The organism is Bacteroidota bacterium, assembly GCA_021300195.1.
Lineage (GTDB): Bacteria > Bacteroidota > Bacteroidia > J057 > JAJTIE01 > JAJTIE01.
Genome location: JAJTIE010000021.1, coordinates 14,913 through 34,676, shown reverse-complemented (window position 1 = coordinate 34,676; position 19,764 = coordinate 14,913). Strand labels below are relative to the sequence as shown.

Sequence of the window (19,764 nt, the reverse complement as noted above, 5' to 3'; positions counted from 1 at the left end):
CAGTCTGCAGATTTATGTCCTCGTTTGGCTGTAGCTCAGCCGCTTGTGTATCAGGTGTCTGTGTCATCGGATGGGTGTGGTATAGACTAGTGTGATAGTTAAAAGTAATGAGCGTGCAAAGCAACGGTGCCACTTGGGACACCCAATTTGCTCCCCGGGCATTCGTAGCCCGCAGAGCGCACAACAATTTGAACCGCTAACAGGTTCGAATCATCTCGGTTTCGCGCGTTCGCGCGCGCGGCCAGGCAGTTTGGCCCAATAGGGTTTGCGCTCGGTGTGGCGGCTGATTGCTAGCCCGATCTATTTTTAGTTTGCTACAAATCAATGATTTGCGTTCAATCTGTATGGCAGGATAAGCTAAAATTAGTGTTTTTTTCGATCTGTGTATTGCGTACTTACCCGGCATCCGGTAACTTCGCAGGCTTAAACATCCGTGTGTTATGAAGAAAGGCATTCACCCCGAGTATAAAGAAGTCGTTTTTAAGGATGTATCCAGCGACTTTACTTTTATCGGTAAGTCTACCATAAAAACCAGGGAAACCATCCAGCTGGATGGTACCGAGTACCCCCTGGTTAAGCTGGACATTTCCAGCCGTTCGCACCCCTACTTTACCGGCAAGCAGCAGTTTGTGGACACAGCTGGCCGGGTAGACAAGTTCTTTGCCCGCTACGGCAAAAACAAGAAGTAAGCGGGTAAACGTAAACGAGCGTACATACTCGGATAAAAGGCAGGTTTTGTCTTTTGTCTTGCGTTTGTTTGTTCTTCAGGCACATGGGGCATCTAACATAGAAAACCCATGGGAATATTTAAATTTTTGGGCGGCTCGGCAGATAAGACTAAGACTGCCCACAAAGCCGGAAACAAAACAATGGTGGTGTTCGACTGGGATCGGGTAGCCCCATTGCTCACAGATCTTTCTTTCCTGCAGGGAAAGAATAACCCCGAGCTCTTTATCTACGCCCGAAAGGCATCGGGTGTACTGCTGGAGGACCTGCAGAAGCGCTACAAAACGTATGTACACAAGGTTCCGCAGGCCGAGCGCAACTTCAGCAACTACATGAGCTGCAGTGTGATCTACGAATTTGCCAAGCGCGGCGAGTACAACAAGATCCTTTTTGTCTTTGAAGGCAAGGGCCTCGGCAGTACGCAGACCTTTCTGGAGGCGCAGGGCATAGCTGTAGAGAACATAAGCCTGGGCAGTGGCGATAGCCGAACGGGCCGGGGCGAAGCGCGTGGCCGAGAAAGAGGCCGGGAGCAGCCCGGCAGAGAGCGGAATGATAGGCGCAATGAGCGCCCGGCAGAGCAAAGGGATAAGCGCGAACAGAACAGACCCCAGCGCGAGCCACGAGCGGAGCAGGCGGGAGAGGAGCGCAAGGATAGCCGCAATGCACGCGATGGCCGTACGGGTAGCAGGCGCGACCAGCGGGATAAGCCCGGGCGCACAGCCAGCTATACCCCTACCGAGGAGGATGCTGCAAAAATGGCTGCACGGATGCGCGAGAACTTCAATCTGTTTAAGGACTATAACAGCGACCAGCTTACCCTCATCTTGAAGCAAGCTACTGATCATTCTTCGCAAGATATATTTGGTACCAAAAGCCCCAAACCCATTGTGCGGGGCCTGACGGCAGCCGGTTTTGCAGAAGAGCCCGAAGAGCGCAAGTTCAGGCTGACGGATTATCCGGATGCCAGGTTCTACGCCGACCTATTTGCAGGCAGGGTAAGAAGCAAGCCGAAGCCACGCCCCGAGGTGGAGATAAACACGGAGGACGACGATGCGGAGGAGCCGAACCGAACCGCTGCCGTAGCGCCGGCGGCCAGCACAAACTCAGAAAGCGATGCTGCCGCTAATGCCGAAGTATAGGGCATTTGTACCCCTTTTCTGTTGCCTTTTTAGCTTTGTCGCGCTAATTTTAGATTCTGTTTACTTATTCACGTAACTAATATACCGCATCCATGGGAAGAGGAGATCGTCGTTCTCGCAAAGGGAAAATCTGGTTGGGCAGCTTTGGCAAAACCCGCCTGCGCAAGCGTAGCAAGCCTGTAGCCGCACAGGCCGAGGCTGTGGTGGCCAAAAGCCCTGCCGAGAAGAAAAAGGCACCCGCCAAGAAGGCTGCTGCCGCCAAGTAGCGGCACGCTGGCTGGCGGAGCTTTCGGCCATTTTGTTCAGCTGAACAGGCTGGCAATTTCCGAGGCTGCCAAGGCTTTGGGCCGGGGGATTAGCCCAGCCAAGTGGGCTGCTTCGCCAAGTAATACAGGGGCCAAGGCCCCTTTTTCTTTGCGCTGGCGCAGGCTTTCGCTGTGCTGCCGTTTGCTCAGCTTCTGGCTCGTACCAGGCTCGTACAGCAGGGGGTGGTGTAGCCACACCATAGGCTCGTCTTGGCCCAGCATGCGCCGCAGTAGCAGCTGGCGTCCTGTGCTGGCCAGCAGGTCTTCTCCCCGGATCACTACATTCACCGCCAGGTCGTCTACCGCCACGGCCCACTGGTAGGTTTCATTCCCGTTTCGGTCGTACAGCAGCAGGTCTCCACACTGGCTGGCTGGGCACTGCTGCTGGGGCCCTAGCCGCAGGTCTTCAAATAGCACCTTTGTATCGGGTATCTGCAGCCTTAGGGCCGCACCGGCTCTATCCAGGCTCTTGTGTCGGCAGTGTCCGTCGTACCCTAGTTCGTCCGCGCTGTCCCGCCCCGTACGTGCCAGTATCTCGCTGCGGCTGCAGTGGCAGGCATATACCGGCAGGCCCGCAAGGGCCTGGGTATACAGGGCTTTCCGCTGGCTTTGGTACTGCCAGGGCCGGCCCGGCCCTGTTAGGCCCAGCCAGGCAAAATCTTCTTCTATGGCCCGTGCATACTCGTGCCTGCAGCGCTGGCGGTCATGGTCTTCCATGCGCAGCTGGACTGCTATGCCCAGCCTGCCAGCCAGGCCGAACACGTACAGGGCGTGCACCAGGTGCCCCATGTGCAGGTAGCCCGTGGGGCTAGGGGCCAGGCGCGTAACTGGCTGTGGCGGCAGCCGCTGGGCCAGGCGCTCCGCTACTTGCTGCCCAAGGCCGGTGGGTTCCATCGGTAGAAATTTACGCCTGCCACGGGGTAAAAGCCTTCGGCTTGGTATAGGGCGTTGCCTTGCACATTGTCCACGGCTGTTTCCAGTGTCAGCTCTATGGCACCGGTGTGCACACAGTGCTGCTGTGCGGCCTGCACCAGTGCACGCCCTAGCCCGGTACCCCGCTGTGCAGGGGCTACATACAGGTCATTTAGTATCCACAGCGGGGCCATGCGGGTGCTGCTCCAGCCGGGGTATAGTTGTACAAAGGCTGCTAGGGTTCCGTCTGCCTCGGCCACCAGTATCACGCTCTGTGCCTGCTCCATCCGAGCCAGTAAATAGTCTTCTGCTTCGTTCAAACTTCTGGCTATGCCATAAAAAGCCAGATACTGCACAAATAGATCTGCCAGCCTGGGCATATCGGCAGGGTTGGCCGGGCGTACGTGGGGCATGGTTAGTAGGTTTCTTGATTGTCGGTATCCTGTTCCATCAGTGTTTCGGCCTCATCGGCGTGTACACGCTCTACCACCAGGGTGGCGCCATGGCTTTCCAGGCTGGCCCTGGCCTCGCCTAGGTGCTTGAAGGTAAAATAGTTCTGCTCGTCTATGTTCAGCAGGTCTCCGGCATGCAGGTCCTTGCCTTCGAAGTAGAAGTACAGCGCTATCTCGTGCAGGGTATTCAGCACCTCCATGGGGTCGGTCAGTTCATCCACGGGCCAGGCCAGCTCTGGCAGGCGAAACAGGCGGTTGCCCCGTGTAATGAGCCACTGCTCTTCCTGCCAGTCCACACTCAGCAGGCCCGTCCAGTACACCAGCGGGGGGCTGTGGCGCACCATGGGCAGGAAGTGCGGATCCAGGATTTGGTCTACGATCTCCACCGGATGGCAGGTCCAGGCTGGCTCGTTTACCACAGCCAGGGTTCCATCGGTGCGCAGGGCTGCCGCCACCTTGTACAGGGCCAGGTACTGCTCCACGGTGTCGTGGGCCTTTCCCTCATACAGCAGGATGAGGTTGGCACCATGGCTCTGGGCCATCTCCTTCCAGGCGGGGTTCCAGGGGCTGGGGATGATGCAGCGCTCTACCACGGCAGGGGGCAGGGGGCTGGGTAGCCCGCCTATGTGGATGGTATGCGCCTCCCAGCTTACAGTAGCAAAAAGCATACTGCCGGTTTTCAGGTCTTGCTCTATCCGCAGCAGGGGCTTTTCGGCCATAGGCTCAAAGCTGTCCAGGGCCTGCAGGGCTACCTCCAGGTTCAGGGTCGGCAGCCGGTCATACAGCAGGCATATCACCGGCTGTGTGCTTGCTTCCAGGTTCGGTTTGCTTAGGAATAGCTTTTGGAATAACTGCATGATGTACCGGTTTCAGGGTTGATCGAGTGCATTTCCCGCACCTCTGTGGTGGATAAACTGTGGCGGAAAGATGGGTGTGGTCCTCTCCGGGGGGATCGCGATCCGCGCATTTCTTTATACTGCCACGTTGTGCGTGCGCAGGGCATCGTTCAGGCTGGTCTTTTTGTCGGTGCTTTCGGTTCGGCGGCCAATGATAAGGGCGCAGGGTACCTGGTAGGTGCCCGCCGCGAATGCCTTGGGGAGGCTACCCGGTATCACCACTGCCCGTTCGGGCACCTCGCCCCGGTATTCTATGGGCTCGGGGCCGCTTACGTCTATGATGCGGGTACTGGCCGTCAGCACCACATTTGCGCCCAGTACGGCCTCTCGGCGTACGTGTACGCCCTCTACCACAATACAGCGGCTACCAATAAAGCAGTCATCCTCGATGATAACCGGGGCTGCCTGTACTGGCTCTAGCACGCCACCTATACCCACCCCGCCGCTCAGGTGCACGCGTTTGCCTATCTGGGCACAGCTGCCCACCGTGGCCCAGGTGTCTACCATGGTTCCCTCGTCCACATAGGCACCTATGTTTACGTAGCTGGGCATCAGGATGACCCCGCGTGCCAGGAAACTGCCGTGGCGTGCCAGGGCGTGGGGCACCACGCGCACCCCCTGGCTGGCGTAGTCGCGCTTTAGGGGGATCTTGTCATGAAACTCGAATGGGGGGCACTCCAGGGTCTCCATCTGCCGAATGGGGAAGTACAGGATGACGGCCTGTTTCACCCAGTCATTTACCTGCCAGCCCTTTTCTGTGTCGGGCACTGGCTGGGCGGTGCGTAGTAGCCCCTTGTCCAGGGCCTCTACCACGGCCTCTATGGCCTGGCGGTATTCGGGCTGCTCCAGCAGGCTGCGGTCTGCCCACACGGCCTGTATTTGGGCTTTCAGTACATCCAGGGCTAGGGTCTTCATGGAATGTGTCTTTTAATAGGTGTGTGTCGGGTCGCTAGCCTGTAGGCCAGGCAGGTTGGGCGCTTGGTTGCCGCACTATTTACCAGCGGGCGGGCGGGTGCACCAGGTTTTGGGATCGCAGCACTGTCTCAATACTGTGCCCGGTAGCTTGCTTGGCACATGTCTTTGTACCAGGCGTTTAGTCGCCGTCTTAGCCGCCGTAGTTGCTCAGGCTGTCATTTACCAGCCGGACCACATAGTCGCTGCTAACGTTGATTTGCTCCAGGAAAGGGGTGGCATGGAAGCCTATGACGAACATCAGCACCGTGAGCGGAATCAGTATGGCAATTTCGGTGCCATTCAGGTCCTGTAGTGTCTTGTTCTCCTCTTTGTCCAGGGTGCCAAACATGACACGGCGGAACATCCACAGCATGTATACCGCAGCCAGAATTACCCCGGTGGTGGCTACCACGATTACCCAGCGTTCCATCAGCCCACTGCCAAAGCTGCCCAGCAGGATGAGGAACTCGCCCACAAAGCCATTCAAGCCCGGCAGGCCTATGCTGCTCATGGTGGCAATCATGAAGAAGAGTGTGAAAATAGGCATCTGCTTGGCTATGCCCTGGAAGTCTTTGATCTCGCGGGTGTGGCGGCGGTCGTAGATCATGCCCACAATCAGGAAGAGCGCACCGGTACTGATGCCGTGGTTTACCATCTGTAGCACAGCCCCGCTCATGGCCTCGGCTGTCATGGCAAAGATGCCCAGCACCACAAAGCCCATGTGGGCCACCGAGCTATAGGCCACCAGCTTCTTGATATCCGTCTGAACCATAGCGGCCATAGCGCCGTAGATGATTCCGATAAGGGCCAGGATGCTGGCAGCTGGTGCAAAGTAGGCACTGGCCTCGGGGAAGAGGGGCAGGCAGAAGCGGATGAGGCCGTAGGTGCCCATCTTGAGCAGTACGCCTGCCAGGATAACAGATCCGGCCGTGGGGGCCTGTACGTGGGCATCTGGCAGCCAGGTGTGCACCGGAAACACCGGAACCTTAATAGCAAAGCTGATGGCAAAGCCCAGGAAGAGCCAATACTGCTCGTTCCAGCTGAGGGCGGCGGGCGAGCCTGGATCGAACAGGTAATGCATCAGGGTGGACAGGTCGGAGGTAAACAGAAGGTCGGGCGACACATGCGGCCCTACCTTCAGCCCCAGGTAGATAACGGCCAGTAGCAGCAGCACCGAGCCCGCCAGGGTGTAGAGGAAAAACTTGAGCGCGGCGTAAATGCGGTCTTTCCCCCCCCAGATGCCGATCAGGAAGTACATGGGGATCAGCCCCAGCTCGAAGAAGATGTAGAACAGCACCAGGTCCAGGCTCATGAATACCCCCATTACCGAGGTCATGAGCAGCAGCAGCAGCGCATAGTAGCCTTTGTCCATCTTGTGCACACTGGAGAAGCTGAACCAGATGCTGAGCGGAAAGAGCAGGGTAGTAAGCAGGATGAGGTAGATGCTAATGCCATCTATGCCCAGTATGTACTTGATGTCATATCCTTCCAGGAAAGTACCCTGGGCCATCTCGAAGGCTCGGTAAAACACATAGCCACCATCCTGGGCACTTAGCTGCTGGCCGCTAACGGCCAGGTAGCCCTTGAACACCACCAGGCTGAGCACAAAGGAGACCAGCGAAAAAACAAGTGCCACATATTTGGCCGATGCTTTGGGTAGTGCCAGCAGCACGGCTATGCCCAGCAGGGGCACAAACAGCATCAGGTTTAGCAGCAGATGGTAGAAATCCTCGTTTACCATAGGGTTACGTTTTATTCGGCCCAAATATAGAGAGAAGAAAGCCACTAAAAAAGTTGAAAAATGCGCAGGCCGGCACGCAGCGTGCCCCAGCGCCCGGCGTACAGGATTAGGCGATCGGGCATCGGCCTACGGGATAAAGGGGGCTGCCCGGCCCCGGGATTTTCGGAACCAGGATGGAATGATTTTTTGTTGTAATTCCAACAAAATAGAAAGAACGTGGCAAAAAAGACATTTGTAGATATCATCAACCAGAGCGATCACCCCGTGCTGGTAGACTTTTGGGCCGACTGGTGTGGCCCCTGCAAGGCGATGAACCCGGTACTGAAAGAGCTGGCTAGCAAGCACAAGGGCAGCCTGACGATCGTAAAGGTGAACGTAGACGAAAACCCCCGGGCCGCCCAGCATTACCAGATACAGAGCATTCCCACCCTGCTCCTGTTCGACAAGGGGAAGATCCGGTGGCGAAAGTCGGGTGCACTGCCGCTAGGTGCCCTGGAGCAGGAACTACGGCCCTACATGGCCTAGGCCTGGCCTAAAGCATAAGCAGCCCTATCTTTGTACATGCGTTGGCTGTGGGTATACTTGGCGGTGGTGGCTGCGTGCCCCGGGCACTACAGCAGGGGGCAGGCGTGGCTGGCCCAGGCGCGGCAGGAGCCAGACCCCGCAGCCCGGCTCGCCCTGTACGAGGCGGAGGCAGCCCGGCAGCCCGGAGACCTGGTTTACTTCTACATGACTACCACACTGATCGAGCTAAGCCGATACCGGCAGGCCCTACAGTGTGCGCAGCAGGGCCTGGATGTGCCCGGCTGCCGCTATGCCGCAGACCTGTACGCACAGCAGGCCCGTGCCTACTACCAGCTGGGAGAGCAGGGCAGTGCCATACAGGCGGCGCAGCAGTGCCTGGCGCTACAGCCCCGGCACACCACGGCCTACAACATACTGGGCCTGGCCTACATGGCCACCCAGTCGTACCCCGAAGCCCTGCAGGCCCTGGAGGTATACGTAAGCCTGAAGCCCGACAGCGACTATGCCTACTACCTGCGGCACCTGGTGCACTACCGCATGCAGCAGTATGAGGCCGCACTGGCCGATATAGAGCAGGCCATGGCCCTAAGCCCCGAGGGGGCAGAAGAAGATAAAACCTACCTGGAGCGCAAGGTGCTAACCCTGAATGAGCTGGGCCGGGGCGAGGAAACCCGCCAGCTGATGGGCAGGCTGGTAGACCCGGCTGGCAGCGACCCCGCCAGCCTGACAAACCTGGGCAACAGCTACTACCAAAATGGCCAGTATCTGCAGGCCATGGGCTACCTGAACCATGCACAAGCCGAAGTGCGCAGGCTGGAGCAGCAGGATCCCCGCTACACAGACCTGAACCGCGAGCTGGTGCACCAAGTGTACCTGAGCCGGGGCAATGCCTGCATGATGCTGAATGACTACGAACAGGCCCTGCTAGACCTATCGCTGGCGCGAGACCTGATGCCAGAGGACTACCGCGCCTACGCACGCCTGGGCGAGCTGCACATCCAGCTGGAGCACTGGGAGGAGGCGGTGCTAAATTACGAGCTGTGCTTCCGCTACAAGCCAGACTATCCGGCCGGCTGGGTGAACTACGGCTTTGCCTGGGGCAGGCTGGGCGAGGACCACCGCAGCCTGGAGGTGTATAGCCAGGCCCTGCAAAACCCAGATGTGGAGAGCCGGGCACTCATTTTGAATAATCGGGGTTTTACTATGCTGGAGAGTGGCCATATGCGCGAAAGCAAAGCAGACCTGGAAGCAGCCATAGCAGAGGACCCCTACATGGCCATGGGCTATGTGAGCCTGGGTGAGTGGTACCTGGGGCAGGCTGCCTATGTGGATGCCATTGCCCGTTTTGACCAAGCCCTGCAGCAGCCCGAGCCGGGCCAGCGCGAAAAGTACACGGCCTACCTGAAGCGGGGAATGGCCTACCAGGCCCTGAAAAAGCCAGAACAGGCAAAATCTGACTATGAGCAAGCCCTGGCAATAGACCCCACCGATGTGCAGGCCTATGAGCAGCTGGGCCTGCTGTACTATGAGCAGAAAGACCTATGCACCGCCAAGCGATTCCTGACCCGTGCCGTGGAAGAAGATAGACGAAACCCCTACCGCCAGGAAGCAAAAGCGGCACGCCTGTACCTGCTGTTTATAGAAAAAAGTGTAAATTCACCCTGTCTGTAATTTTTTGTAACCAAACTCAGTTCTTTTATTCGTACCAAAATGATGTATACCATGATGAAAAAAGTATTTGCTACTTGTTTTGTCTTGCTCTTCGCTGTGGGCGGCCTATTTGCCCAGAACAATCTGATCAAGTTTAACAACGAAACCCACGACTTCGGAAACCTGAAGGAGGAAGGTGGTAATCCCGAGCATGAGTTCGAATTTACCAACACAAGCACCAAGCCGGTGCAGCTGGTGTATGTAAAGGCGAGCTGTGGCTGCACCACCCCTACCTGGACGAAAGAAGTAGTGGCCCCGGGTGCCAAGGGCAGCATAAAGGCCAGCTACAACGTTAAGCCCGGTGCCTTCAATAAAACCATAAGCGTGCGGGCCACCACGGCAGATAACGTGGATAAAGAGGGCAATGCCGTAGATAACAACCTGGTAGACACCAAGGTGCTGACCATTAAGGGCGATATTGCAGCCCGCCCCAAGGGGATAGCTGACTTCTACCCATTCGAGGATGGCAGCCTGCGCTATACTACCAACCACGTAGCCTTTGGCACCACCCAGCCTGGTAAGCAGAAGACCCAAAGCATGAAGATATACAACCAGGGTGAGAAGGATGTAACCCTCCAAACCATTACCCTCCCCACGCATATCCGCCTGAGCATTGCCAACGGAACCGTGGTAAAGGCGAAAGACTCTGTGCAGGTAACGGTTACCTATGATGCCAGCAAAATAAATGACTGGGATTTCATCCACGACAACGTCACCATCGAAACCAACGACAGCGACCGCCCACAGAAGCGCCTGTACGTTTCGGCCAAGATTGAGGAAGACTTCTCTGCCATGACCGAGGCACAGAAGGCAAATGCCGCCCATATACGCTTTGCCGAAGAGAGCCACGACTTCGGAAAGATAGGTGCTACCACCCCTGTAACCCACAAGTTCGCCTTTACCAATACGGGCAAGAGCGAGCTGCTGATACGCAAGGTAAAGGCTAGCTGCGGCTGCACTGCCCCCACCCCCACCAAGACTACCCTGGCACCGGGCGAAAGCAGCGAGATTGTAGTAACCTTCAACCCCTCTGGCAAAAGTGGTGAGCAGCAAAAAAGCATCACGGTGGTAACTAATGACCCCGACAAGTCTGTCATAAACCTCGTTATCAAGAGCAATATCGAGAAAGAGGGTGCCGAGAGCGAAGAAGGCCATAGCAACCACGATGGCCACAGCCACTAAGGGCTGGTAACGGGAGCCGCCACAATGAGCCGTTTGGCCCACACATGTGCTGAGCGCTGAATGTAGCCTTGCTCCTAAGCACCAGGATGCAGGCCGATACAAAAAAACAAAAAGGGGGACAGCTGTCCCCTTTTTTTGTGTCATATTAGGGCCTATGATTACCATCTGGGACTGGATCATTCTGCTTGCATTTGTAGGTGCGAGCCTGGGTATAGCCCTCTATGCCAGTAGGCAGAGTGGGCGTAGTATGGGCGAGTTTTTTCTGGGCGGACGGCAGCTGCCCGCCTGGCTGGCTGGCCTCAGCATAGTAGCCACCACCTTTGCCGCAGATACCCCCCTGCTGGTGACTGAGCTGGTGCGCACGCAGGGAATAAGTGGAAACTGGCTGTGGTGGAACATGCTGGTGGGTGGCATGTTTACCACCTTCTTCTTTGCCCGGCTATGGCACCGCGCCCAGATAACCACCGATGTGGAGCTGGTCTCCATCCGCTACAGTGGGCCAGGTGCCCGCCTGCTGCGCCCAGTTAAGGCTATCTACTTTGGCCTGCTGCTCAATGCAGTCATTATGGCCTGGGTAAACCTCGCCCTGGTAAAGATCTTTCAGGGTCTTTTTGGCATAGCGGCAGACGAGGCACGGCTGTGGACCTTTGGCCTGCTGCTGCTCACCGCGGTCTACTCACTCATAGGGGGCCTGCGTGGTGTGGTGCTTACCGATGCCTTTCAGTTCCTGCTAGCCATGGGGGGCTGCATTGTGCTGGCCTTTCTGGTGCTAGGCAGTAGCCAGATAGGGGGTATTAGCGGCCTGAAGGCTCAGCTGGTGGCCAGCGGCCAGTCTTCAGCGCTCTGGTTCTTCCCACAGGTAGGCGCACAGGCCAGCGGGCTACAGGTGCTGAGCATCAGCCTGGCTAGTTTGCTCAGCTTCTTTGGGCTACAGTGGTGGGCCGCCTGGTACCCGGGCAATGAGCCGGGTGGGGGGGGCTATGTAGCCCAGCGGCTAATGGCCACGCGCGGCGAGGCACAGGCCCAGCAGGCCAGCCTGATCTTTCAGATTCTGCACTACTGCCTGCGCCCCTGGCCGTGGATCCTGGTAGCCCTGGCCAGCCTGGTGTTATACCCCCAGCTGGACGACCCCGGCCTGGGCTATGTGCTGGCCATGCGCGACTTCCTGCCCGAGGGCCTGCGGGGTCTGCTGCTTGCGGCCTTTCTGGCAGCCTATATGAGCACCATTAGCACCCAGCTGAACTGGGGCGCCAGCTACCTGATACACGATGCCTATGCACCTGCCCGGCCGGGCCTTTCGGCCAGGCAGCTGGTAGGGGCTGGCCGCCTGGCTACGCTGGGCCTGGCCCTGGTGGGCATGTTCGTTACCCTTTTTATGGACTCGCTCGGCCAGGCTTTTCTCTTCCTCATCGAGGCCAGCGCTGGGCTGGGTGGGGTGCTGATAGCCCGCTGGTACTGGCACCGCGTAAATGCCTGGGCTGAGCTGGTAGCTATGGCCACCCCCATCGTGCTGATGATCCTGCTGCGCTGGCTGGCCCCAGAACTGCATGCGCCATACCCTTTTGTCCTCACGGCCCTGGCCACCACCCTGTGCTGGGTGCTGGCGGCCCTGCTGGGGCCACGTACAGATCCCAAGGTTTTAGCAGCCTTTCAGGCCCGTGTGCGCCCCATGGGCAGCTGGCCAGGGGGGCCCGGCTGGCTGCCTACCCTGCGCCTGGCCGGTAGGTGGTTGCTCTCCATCGTGGCGGCCTATAGCTGGCTGCTTGCCATTGGGCACCTGCTGCTGGACCTCCCCCATGCTTATACCCTGCTGGCCCTCGCACTATTGAGTAGCCTGCTCGCAGCACTGAGCCTGCGCAGCCGCTCGCACCCGTTTGCATGATGGCCTCTTGCCTGTAGGCAACCCGCGAATCCCGCCCATCGTGCCGCCTAATCCGCCTGCATGCCATACTTGAGCCTGCGGGTTGGATGAATCTTGCGCTACCGCCAGGCTGCCAGGAGTGCGCACAAAAAAAGGAGGAGTATTGCTACTCCTCCTGGTCAGTCTTTGGGCTATATACGCTGAATGCGGGCTATACGCTCTGCTTCAGGGCATTGGTTACGGCGGCGGCAGCCTCGCGCAGCTCAATAGCCGGAATTACCTTCAGGCCGGAATTGCGGATAATGTCGGCAGCAATGTCGGCATTGGTGCCCTGCAGGCGCACGATGATGGGCACCGGAATTTCGCCGATGGACTTATAGGCCTCTACCACACCGTTTGCCACCCGGTCGCACTGCACAATGCCGCCGAAGATGTTGATCAGGATTGCCTTTACCGACGGATCCTTCAGGATGATGCGAAACGCAGCCTCTACCGTCTGGGGGTTTGCGCCACCGCCCACGTCCAGGAAGTTGGCCGGCTCGCCGCCACTTAGCTTGATCATGTCCATGGTAGCCATGGCCAGCCCGGCTCCATTCACCATGCAGCCCACGTTTCCGTCCAGCTTGATGTAGTTCAGGTTATAGGCCCGGGCCTCGGTTTCCAGGGGTTCCTCCTCGGTTATGTCGCGCAGCTCCAGGTAGTCCTTGTGGCGGTACAGGGCATTGTCTTCAATGTCCAGCTTGCAGTCCACGGCTATTATCTTGTCATCGCTGGCCTTCAGCATCGGGTTTATTTCCAGCAGGCTGGCATCTATACCCTGGTAGGCCTGGTACAGTTTTTTGATGAAGGGTACAGCATTCTTGAAGGCCTGCCCCTCGAGGCCAAGCTTGAAGGCAATCTTTCGTGCCTGAAATTCTCCCAGGCCGATCAGGGGATCAATCCACTCCTTCACGATCTTCTCGGGCGTCTTTTCGGCCACCTCTTCTATGTCCATGCCCCCCTCGGAGGAAGCCATGATCACATCTCGCCCGGTGGTGCGGTCCAGGGTGATGGATAGGTAGTACTCTTTGGGCTCGCTGGGGCCGGGGTAAAACACATCCTCGGCGATCAGAATCTTGTTTACTTTTTTGCCCTCGGGGCCGGTTTGATGGGTTACCAGCTGCATGCCCAGTATCTGGCTTGCCACTTCTTTCATTTTGTCCAGGCCCTTGGCTACCTTCACCCCGCCGCCTTTGCCACGGCCTCCGGCATGAATCTGCGCCTTTACTACATAGAAGTGGTCGCCTGCCCCCTGGCCATTGGTAGTGGGATACAGGTTCCGGGCTACCTCTACCGCCTGGTCTACGGTATCGGCCACAAAGCCTTTCTGAATCGGGATGCCATATTGAGCTAGCAGCTCTTTGCCTTGGTATTCGTGCAGTTTCATGGATGTGGATAATAAGGAGAGCAAGTTTACGCAGATTTTGAGGAAAGGCAAAGCCCGGGCGCTGCTTTTCGGGATCAGCAGCCGCTTCATTCTTGTACAGGCCGAGTGTGCCTGGCCGCCGCACCCAAAACATTTGGGTAAAGCAGGCCAAGGTATAGGCCGTATGCGGGGCTTTTTGTAATTATGCGGTACAAATACACCCTGAAAAAGGATAACCGAAAAATTATGGCAGATATCATCGAAATGCCCCTGCTGAGCGACACCATGGAGGAAGGAGTAATAGCAGCCTGGCACGTGAAGGAGGGCGATACCGTAGCCAGTGGCGACCTGCTGGCCGAGGTGGAGACAGATAAGGCCACCATGGAGGTAGAAAGCTACTACGACGGCACGGTGCTACACATAGGGGCCAAGGTGGGCGAGGGCATACCGGTAGGCAAGCTGATGATCATCATCGGCAAGAAGGACGAAGACGTAAGCGGCATTCTAGCCGAATACAACGCCCGGACGAAGGGCGGAAAGCCTACCGAACCGGCCAGCAGCCCGGCTGCCGCCGCCACCCCCGCTGTGGCTTCAGCTACCGCTGTGGCTACCCCCCCCGCTAAGGTTGATGGGGCCGACAGCCGCCTGAAGGCTAGCCCCCTGGCCAAGGCAATGGCCAAAGAAACAGGCCTGGACCTGGCACGGCTGCAGGGCAGTGGCGATGGCGGACGCATCGTGAAGAAAGACGTGGAAGCAGCCATGCAGGCAGGGGGCACCCCCGCCGCTGGGCACGCCGCCACCCCCACCCACCTGGTGCCCGCACCAGATGCACAGTACGAGGACGTGGCACTCAGCCAGATGCGCAAAACCATTGCCCGCCGCCTGAGTGAGAGCAAGTTCAGTGCCCCGCACTTCTACCTCACTATGCCGATTGACATGGAGCGGGCTGCCGCCTTCCGCGAGCAGCTGAAGCAGGAGGACACCAAGATCAGCTTCAACGACCTGGTGGTGAAGGCCTGTGCTACGGCCCTGCGCAAGCACCCAAAGGTGAACAGCAGCTGGCTAGGCGACCGCATACGCTATAACCACGACATTCACATTGGCGTGGCCGTGGCTGTGGAAGAGGGGCTGATTGTACCCGTTATCCGGCATACAGACCGAAAGGGCCTGGGCGACATAAACAGTGAGGTGAAACTGCTGGCCGACAGGGCACGAAACAAGCAGCTGCAGCCCGATGAGTTTCAGGGCAATACCTTCACCATCAGCAACCTGGGTATGTATGGCATCGAAGAGTTTACCGCCATTATCAATCCCCCCGATGCCTGCATCCTGGCCGTGGGGGCCATACAGGAGGTGCCGGTAGTGAAGAATGGCCTGGTGGTACCCGGAAAGCAGATGCGGGTAACGCTGAGCTGCGACCACCGTGCGGTGGATGGGGCTACGGGCAGCGAATTCTTGCAGACCCTGAAGTTTCTGCTGGAAAACCCGGTGCGGATGCTGCTGTAGCAGGGTGTAGGCCACTTGGCCAGTACGCGTCCGGCATGCCGTACAGCTGGTTTGTCCACCTTCTCCTGCAAATAAATAAGGGGCCGCTTGGCCCCTTCATTTTTACTTAAAAAGGGGCCGATCAGCCCCTTTTTTGTGGGTGAGATTTAGCCAGGCCCTAGGAAGGATTGGCTGCCAGCAGCTGTACGTGGAAGTAAAGGGTAGAGCCGCCCGGGATGTTGGGCCGGTCCTGGTCGCCGTAGGCCAGGCCAGCGGGTATAATCAGGATGGCCCGGGTGCCCACAGGCAGTAGGCCAAATGCCTCGTCCCAGCCCTTTATTACCTGGCCCTGGCCCAGGGTAAAGTTGAAGGGCTGCCCTCGGTCAAAGCTGCTGTCAAACACACTGCCATCGGCCAGCATGCCGTGGTAGTGCGCCAGGATGCTGTATCCGGGCTTGGGTATATTGCCGGCCCCCTTGCTCACCACATAGTACTGCAGGCCGCTGGCCGTGGTTACGATCTGGCTACTGTCCGCTATTGCGTAGGGCGGGCGGCCTGTGCTATCTCCGGCCTGGGATTTTGCATCCGGTCCGGGTAGGGCCACGGTCTCCGCATCGGCAGATTGGGTGTCGGGCTTGCAGCCCAGTGCACATACGAGCACCAGGGCCAATAGTAAAAACTTAGGGTACATAATCTAGTTGGGATTGAAACTGTGGAAGTAACTGTAGGAAATTTTGCTCCGTTTCCGCCAGAGATAGCTCACTCTTGCCCCCGCTGGCATTGTGGTGGCCCCCCCCCATAAAGTTTGCGGCAAACTCGTTTGTGGGGAATGTACCCAGGCTTCGGAAGCTCATCTTTACCATCTCGGGTGTTTCCTTCAGCAGTACGCCAAAGTTGATACCCTGTATGCTGAGCGCATAGTTTACCAGGCCCTCGGTGTCGCCCTCTTTCAGGCCGAAGCGTTCCTGATCCTCCAGGCTGATGCGGAAATAGGCCGTGCGATACTCGGGCAGCACCTGTAGGCACTGGTATAGCGCATAGCCGATAAAGCGGGTGCGGTGCTCGCTGAAGTTGTTGAACAGATGGAAGTTTACCTGCCCAATGTCCACCTGATACCGCAGCAGGTCGGCCACCGTATCGTGCACCTTGGGCGTCGTACATTCGTAGCGAAAAGAGCCCGTATCGGTTAGTATGCCCGTGTAGAGGCAGGTGGCAATGTTGGTATCCAGGTGCCGGCTACCGGTATGCAGCTGGATGAAGTCATAAATGAGCTCGCAGGTGGAGCTAGCCGATACGTCGCGGTAGTTATACTCGGCAAAGGTGCGCCCCATTTTCAGGATGTGGTGGTCTATGTTCACCTTGATCGCCGCGCTCTCATGGATAGCCCTGCCCACGGTGCTGGTGGCGCGGTGCAGTTCGCCAAAGTCGACGCAGAAGATCACATCCGCTTTGGCAATCTGGTCCAGGTAGTGGGTTTCGTTATCGGTAAACACGGCTGTGTGTTCGGCCCCCGGCATCCACTGGAAGTAGTCGGCATAGGGCGTGGGGCTTAGGAATACGGGCCGCTGCCCCAAGTTCCGCAGGTAGTGGTACAGGGCCAGGCCGCTGCCCATGGCATCGCCATCGGGCTTCTGGTGGGTGGTAATCAGGATGTGCGCCGGGTGTGCCAGGCGTACATACAGTGCGTCCATATTTTCCGATACCTGTAGCGACATGCCGTAAAATTAAAAAAAGCGGAGGGTTTAGCTCCGCTTTTCTGGTCACATCATCCATCAATCTTTACTCATCTGCGGGGGCTGTGGCACTGCCCGTGTTGATGAAGTTCACATTTTGTGCGGTTTCCGGGGTGTTCAGGTAGGGTTTCACGTTGCGCAGATCCGTACGTTCTGTGCCGCTGCACACCATCTCAGTTTTGAACTCCAGGTAGTAGTACTGGGCTACCGATATGCCCGTGGGGCTAAACTCCATGCCCCGGAATATGCCGGGCAGGGTGTTGTACACCTTTTCGTTGTTGGCGGCAAACACTCGGTAGTCCACCACCTTGCCGTCGGGCGAGATGGTCAGCTCGGCTAGCACATGTGCCAGCTCACACACGCCCTCTTTGCGCAGGGCCTGGCGGAGGTACACACCCATGGCGGGTTCGCCGCCGCGGTAGCTGGGGCGGGGTATGCTGGGCCCGGACGAGTTGGCCACGGTGCGGATGTGGCTCTCATTGGGCTCCAGGTTGCCCACTGTCCGGTCATACGTCTGGGGTGGGAGGCTAACGGTAGGCACGCGGAAATTCCCCTGCTGATCCGTTTCGCCTGCGGGTAGTTTGGCTATTTCGTTGGTAGTGGCTGTAGTAGTGCCCGTGGTGGCAGCAGCTGTAGTGGCGGCACCGGTGGCGGCCTTGGGAGTAGTAGTGGCAGTAGTGCCCGTGTTGCTTGCGGCCGTTGTGGTAGCGCCCGTTTTTGTGGCACCGGTCGTCGCTACAGGGGTGGTAGTGGCAGTAGTGCCCGTAGTGGCAGCAGTTGTAGTGGTGGCACCGGTGGTGGCTTTAGGAGTAGTAGTAGCGGTGGTACTGGTGGTGGCTGTAGTAGCAGTTGCTACAGTGCCCGTGTTGTTCGCGGCCGTGTTGGCAGCCGTAGTGTTGGTACTGGTGGTGGCTGTAGTAGCAGTTGCTACAGTGCCCGTGTTGCCCGTAGCCGTAGTGGCAGCAGGCGTAGTGGTGGTGCCGGTGCCGGTGGTGGCTGTAGTAGTAGCAGCGGTTGTAGTGGCCGTGTTGCTGGCCGGGCTTTCCGCCGTGGCCAGGGTAGCCGGCCCTTGCCATCCGGCAGGTGGGTTGATGGCGGCGTATACATTCTTCCTGTTATCGGGGCAGTCTTCCAGTACACGGATTTTTACGGGCATAAAGGTTTGCTTGCCCTCGTCATTCGTGGGGGTCCAGCGTATGTAGCGCACAATGTCGGCCACCGATTGCTTGATGCAATCATTCTTGCCCGCCAGCACGCGCACATCTGTTACATACCCCCGTGCGTCTGTTTTGAAGGAGAGGAAAATGTCATCTCTGCCGCAGCAGTTTGTCTGTGCTTCTATTACTGCGTTTACATAGCCGGTTACGGTGTTCTTGCCATCGCTGAACATACGCGTTGTTTTATCCGCGGTCAGCTGGGTTACATCCACCAGTTGGGCCTGTGCGGCACCCAGGAGCAGGCTAAGGCATACCAATAGGTACTTCATTGTAAAATGGAAATTATGCTTTCTGCAAAAGTAAACGAATTTCTGGAATAGCTGCACAACTCCACATTTTATCTGGCTTATAGTCCGATATAAGCCAGCAGGGGGCGCACCAGGCTGCCCAGCAGGGCAAAGGCCACCGCCCAGAGGAGGATGCTGGGCACCATATAGCGCAGGATTTTGCGCTTGGGGGTGCCAAAGGCCAGGGCAATGCCGGTGGCTACCAGGGGCATAAGAAAGGGCACCAGTATGCTAACACCCCACAGGCCAAAGCGCTGCCAGATGTATTGCCCCCGCCTGCGGGGCTGTGGCTGGCCCTGCACGCCCGCCTGGCTGCGGCCGCGCCGGTGGTGCAGGTGGGCCCAGTACCGGCGGATCCAGTCGCCACCATAGGTGGACACCACCACCCCCAGCGTGCCCCCCAGGCCCGTAAGCACCATTTGCTCGGTTGTGCCCAAGCCATAGGCCAGGCTGAGTGCCACTGCCGGCAGAAACTTAAAGCCCGACAGGAGCAGTACCGAGAGGTAGAGAAGAAACTGCACCGGCTCCTAGCTATGGATTTCCTTGCTGCCAAAAGCCAGGTCGCCCGCATCACCCAGGCCGGGCACAATGTAGCTTTTGGCTGTCAGTTCGTCATCTATTGCCGCTACGTAGATGTGTGTGTGCGGCGGCAGCTGGCGCTGTAGCAGGTGTAGCCCCTCGCTGCTGGCTATCAGCCCCGCCACATACAGCTGGGCGGGCTGCCCATACTGGCCCAGCTGCCGGTAGCAGGCCACCATGCTGCGTCCGGTGGCTATCATGGGGTCTAGCAGCATCAGGCAGCGGCCTGCCAGGTTCGGGCAGCTGCTGTAGTCCACGCTTATCTCAAAGGCTTCTTCGCCCAGCGGATTCCGATAGGCGGCCACAAAGCCACAGTCGGCCTGGTCGTACACCTGCAGAAAGCCCTCTTGCATGGGTAGGGCTGCCCGCAGGATGCTCACCAGTACGGGCTGGGCAGGCAGCTGTGGCAGCTGCAGGCTGCCCAGCGGGGTGGTTACCTCACTGGGCGTATAGGCGAGTGTGCGGCTGATTTCGTAGGCCAGCAGGAAGCCAATACGCTGCAGGTTGTGCCGAAATCGCTGGCGGTCTTGCTGGATGGCGGTGCTGCGCAGCTCGGCCATCCAGCTGTGTAGCATGCCCGGCTGGAGGTCCAGGTTTGTAACAGTAGCCATGCACAAAGGTAATCGGGTGGGGGGCATCGTGCCAGGATTTTTTT

19 protein-coding genes are annotated in these 19,764 nt (G+C 58.1%); 8 read left to right on the top strand and 11 right to left on the bottom strand.

Translation table 11 applies throughout. From position 1 onward, the window contains the following. Positions 1 to 440 precede the first annotated feature (440 nt). From LW884_05825 to LW884_05815, 3 genes are all read left to right on the top strand, one after another. On the top strand, positions 441 to 689 hold the full coding sequence (locus LW884_05825) for a type B 50S ribosomal protein L31 (protein ID MCE3007852.1): 249 nt from the start codon (positions 441 to 443) through the stop codon (positions 687 to 689). A gap of 108 nt (positions 690 to 797) precedes the next feature. Next, complete coding sequence (locus LW884_05820) at positions 798 to 1,865, top strand: hypothetical protein (protein ID MCE3007851.1); 1,068 nt, start codon at positions 798 to 800, stop codon at positions 1,863 to 1,865. A gap of 92 nt (positions 1,866 to 1,957) precedes the next feature. After that, positions 1,958 to 2,131, top strand: a complete 174-nt coding sequence (locus tag LW884_05815; GenBank protein ID MCE3007850.1) for a 30S ribosomal protein THX — start codon at positions 1,958 to 1,960, stop codon at positions 2,129 to 2,131. Positions 2,132 to 2,167: 36 nt separating this feature from the next. On the opposite strand, the gene LW884_05810 is transcribed toward LW884_05815, so the two are convergent. The 5 genes from LW884_05810 to LW884_05790 all read right to left on the bottom strand — a co-directional run bounded on the left by LW884_05810 (position 2,168) and on the right by LW884_05790 (position 7,125). Beyond that, positions 2,168 to 3,064 carry a glutamate--tRNA ligase family protein gene (locus LW884_05810; protein MCE3007849.1) on the bottom strand — a complete coding sequence of 299 codons (897 nt, stop codon included), beginning with the start codon at positions 3,062 to 3,064 and terminating at the stop codon, positions 2,168 to 2,170. Next, entirely contained in the window at positions 3,034 to 3,495 is a 462-nt protein-coding gene (locus LW884_05805) for a GNAT family N-acetyltransferase (protein ID MCE3007848.1), read from the bottom strand. The genes LW884_05810 and LW884_05805 overlap by 31 nt, the downstream gene beginning before the upstream one ends. 2 nt (positions 3,496 to 3,497) lie before the next feature. Then, positions 3,498 to 4,391, bottom strand: a complete 894-nt coding sequence (locus LW884_05800) for a hypothetical protein (protein MCE3007847.1) — start codon at positions 4,389 to 4,391, stop codon at positions 3,498 to 3,500. Between the two features lie 114 nt (positions 4,392 to 4,505). Beyond that, the gene (locus LW884_05795; protein MCE3007846.1) at positions 4,506 to 5,345 is read right to left on the bottom strand and encodes a 2,3,4,5-tetrahydropyridine-2,6-dicarboxylate N-succinyltransferase; all 840 of its coding nucleotides are present in this window, start codon (positions 5,343 to 5,345) and stop codon (positions 4,506 to 4,508) included. Between the two features lie 190 nt (positions 5,346 to 5,535). Further along, positions 5,536 to 7,125, bottom strand: a complete 1,590-nt coding sequence (locus LW884_05790) for an NADH-quinone oxidoreductase subunit M (GenBank protein ID MCE3007845.1) — start codon at positions 7,123 to 7,125, stop codon at positions 5,536 to 5,538. 216 nt (positions 7,126 to 7,341) lie between these two features. On the opposite strand from LW884_05790, the gene trxA reads away from it, so the two are divergent. The 4 genes from trxA to LW884_05770 all read left to right on the top strand — a co-directional run bounded on the left by trxA (position 7,342) and on the right by LW884_05770 (position 12,424). Then, complete coding sequence (gene trxA, locus LW884_05785) at positions 7,342 to 7,650, top strand: thioredoxin (GenBank protein ID MCE3007844.1); 309 nt, start codon at positions 7,342 to 7,344, stop codon at positions 7,648 to 7,650. Positions 7,651 to 7,686: 36 nt separating this feature from the next. Then, complete coding sequence (locus tag LW884_05780; GenBank protein MCE3007843.1) at positions 7,687 to 9,321, top strand: tetratricopeptide repeat protein; 1,635 nt, start codon at positions 7,687 to 7,689, stop codon at positions 9,319 to 9,321. Positions 9,322 to 9,372: 51 nt separating this feature from the next. After that, complete coding sequence (locus tag LW884_05775; protein ID MCE3007842.1) at positions 9,373 to 10,542, top strand: DUF1573 domain-containing protein; 1,170 nt, start codon at positions 9,373 to 9,375, stop codon at positions 10,540 to 10,542. 154 nt (positions 10,543 to 10,696) lie between these two features. Continuing rightward, a complete protein-coding gene (locus LW884_05770) occupies positions 10,697 to 12,424 on the top strand; it encodes a Na+:solute symporter (GenBank protein ID MCE3007841.1) in 1,728 nt (575 codons plus the stop codon). Between the two features lie 190 nt (positions 12,425 to 12,614). Here the strand turns inward: LW884_05770 and sucC are convergent, their stop codons facing one another. Further along, complete coding sequence (gene sucC, locus LW884_05765; GenBank protein ID MCE3007840.1) at positions 12,615 to 13,829, bottom strand: ADP-forming succinate--CoA ligase subunit beta; 1,215 nt, start codon at positions 13,827 to 13,829, stop codon at positions 12,615 to 12,617. A gap of 183 nt (positions 13,830 to 14,012) precedes the next feature. Here sucC and LW884_05760 point away from each other — a divergent pair, with 183 nt between their 5' ends. Beyond that, positions 14,013 to 15,314 (top strand): pyruvate dehydrogenase complex dihydrolipoamide acetyltransferase, encoded by a 1,302-nt coding sequence (locus tag LW884_05760; GenBank protein ID MCE3007839.1) that lies wholly within the window; start codon positions 14,013 to 14,015, stop codon positions 15,312 to 15,314. Between the two features lie 157 nt (positions 15,315 to 15,471). On the opposite strand, the gene LW884_05755 is transcribed toward LW884_05760, so the two are convergent. From LW884_05755 to upp, 5 genes are all read right to left on the bottom strand, one after another. Further along, positions 15,472 to 15,984, bottom strand: a complete 513-nt coding sequence (locus LW884_05755; protein MCE3007838.1) for an FKBP-type peptidyl-prolyl cis-trans isomerase — start codon at positions 15,982 to 15,984, stop codon at positions 15,472 to 15,474. Continuing rightward, positions 15,974 to 17,008, bottom strand: a complete 1,035-nt coding sequence (locus LW884_05750) for a DHH family phosphoesterase (protein MCE3007837.1) — start codon at positions 17,006 to 17,008, stop codon at positions 15,974 to 15,976. The genes LW884_05755 and LW884_05750 overlap by 11 nt, the downstream gene beginning before the upstream one ends. Positions 17,009 to 17,072: 64 nt before the next feature. Further along, the gene (locus LW884_05745; protein ID MCE3007836.1) at positions 17,073 to 18,512 is read right to left on the bottom strand and encodes a hypothetical protein; all 1,440 of its coding nucleotides are present in this window, start codon (positions 18,510 to 18,512) and stop codon (positions 17,073 to 17,075) included. A 77-nt stretch (positions 18,513 to 18,589) separates the two neighbouring features. Beyond that, positions 18,590 to 19,051 carry a hypothetical protein gene (locus LW884_05740; GenBank protein ID MCE3007835.1) on the bottom strand — a complete coding sequence of 154 codons (462 nt, stop codon included), beginning with the start codon at positions 19,049 to 19,051 and terminating at the stop codon, positions 18,590 to 18,592. A gap of 6 nt (positions 19,052 to 19,057) precedes the next feature. Continuing rightward, positions 19,058 to 19,720: a uracil phosphoribosyltransferase gene (upp, locus tag LW884_05735; GenBank protein ID MCE3007834.1), complete on the bottom strand. Its 663-nt coding sequence runs from the start codon at positions 19,718 to 19,720 to the stop codon at positions 19,058 to 19,060. Positions 19,721 to 19,764 lie beyond the last annotated feature (44 nt).

Bases quoted from the DNA above. Each gene is read 5' to 3' on its own strand.
- LW884_05825 (MCE3007852.1), top strand. From the start codon at position 441: ATGAAGAAAGGCATTCACCCCGAGTATAAAGAAGTCGTTTTTAAGGAT.
- LW884_05820 (MCE3007851.1), top strand. From the start codon at position 798: ATGGGAATATTTAAATTTTTGGGCGGCTCGGCAGATAAGACTAAGACT.
- LW884_05815 (MCE3007850.1), top strand. From the start codon at position 1,958: ATGGGAAGAGGAGATCGTCGTTCTCGCAAAGGGAAAATCTGGTTGGGC.
- LW884_05810 (MCE3007849.1), bottom strand. From the start codon at position 3,064: ATGGAACCCACCGGCCTTGGGCAGCAAGTAGCGGAGCGCCTGGCCCAG.
- LW884_05805 (MCE3007848.1), bottom strand. From the start codon at position 3,495: ATGCCCCACGTACGCCCGGCCAACCCTGCCGATATGCCCAGGCTGGCA.
- LW884_05800 (MCE3007847.1), bottom strand. From the start codon at position 4,391: ATGCAGTTATTCCAAAAGCTATTCCTAAGCAAACCGAACCTGGAAGCA.
- LW884_05795 (MCE3007846.1), bottom strand. From the start codon at position 5,345: ATGAAGACCCTAGCCCTGGATGTACTGAAAGCCCAAATACAGGCCGTG.
- LW884_05790 (MCE3007845.1), bottom strand. From the start codon at position 7,125: ATGGTAAACGAGGATTTCTACCATCTGCTGCTAAACCTGATGCTGTTT.
- LW884_05780 (MCE3007843.1), top strand. From the start codon at position 7,687: ATGCGTTGGCTGTGGGTATACTTGGCGGTGGTGGCTGCGTGCCCCGGG.
- LW884_05775 (MCE3007842.1), top strand. From the start codon at position 9,373: ATGATGAAAAAAGTATTTGCTACTTGTTTTGTCTTGCTCTTCGCTGTG.
- LW884_05770 (MCE3007841.1), top strand. From the start codon at position 10,697: ATGATTACCATCTGGGACTGGATCATTCTGCTTGCATTTGTAGGTGCG.
- sucC (MCE3007840.1), bottom strand. From the start codon at position 13,829: ATGAAACTGCACGAATACCAAGGCAAAGAGCTGCTAGCTCAATATGGC.
- LW884_05760 (MCE3007839.1), top strand. From the start codon at position 14,013: ATGCGGTACAAATACACCCTGAAAAAGGATAACCGAAAAATTATGGCA.
- LW884_05755 (MCE3007838.1), bottom strand. From the start codon at position 15,984: ATGTACCCTAAGTTTTTACTATTGGCCCTGGTGCTCGTATGTGCACTG.
- LW884_05750 (MCE3007837.1), bottom strand. From the start codon at position 17,008: ATGTCGCTACAGGTATCGGAAAATATGGACGCACTGTATGTACGCCTG.
- LW884_05745 (MCE3007836.1), bottom strand. From the start codon at position 18,512: ATGAAGTACCTATTGGTATGCCTTAGCCTGCTCCTGGGTGCCGCACAG.
- upp (MCE3007834.1), bottom strand. From the start codon at position 19,720: ATGGCTACTGTTACAAACCTGGACCTCCAGCCGGGCATGCTACACAGC.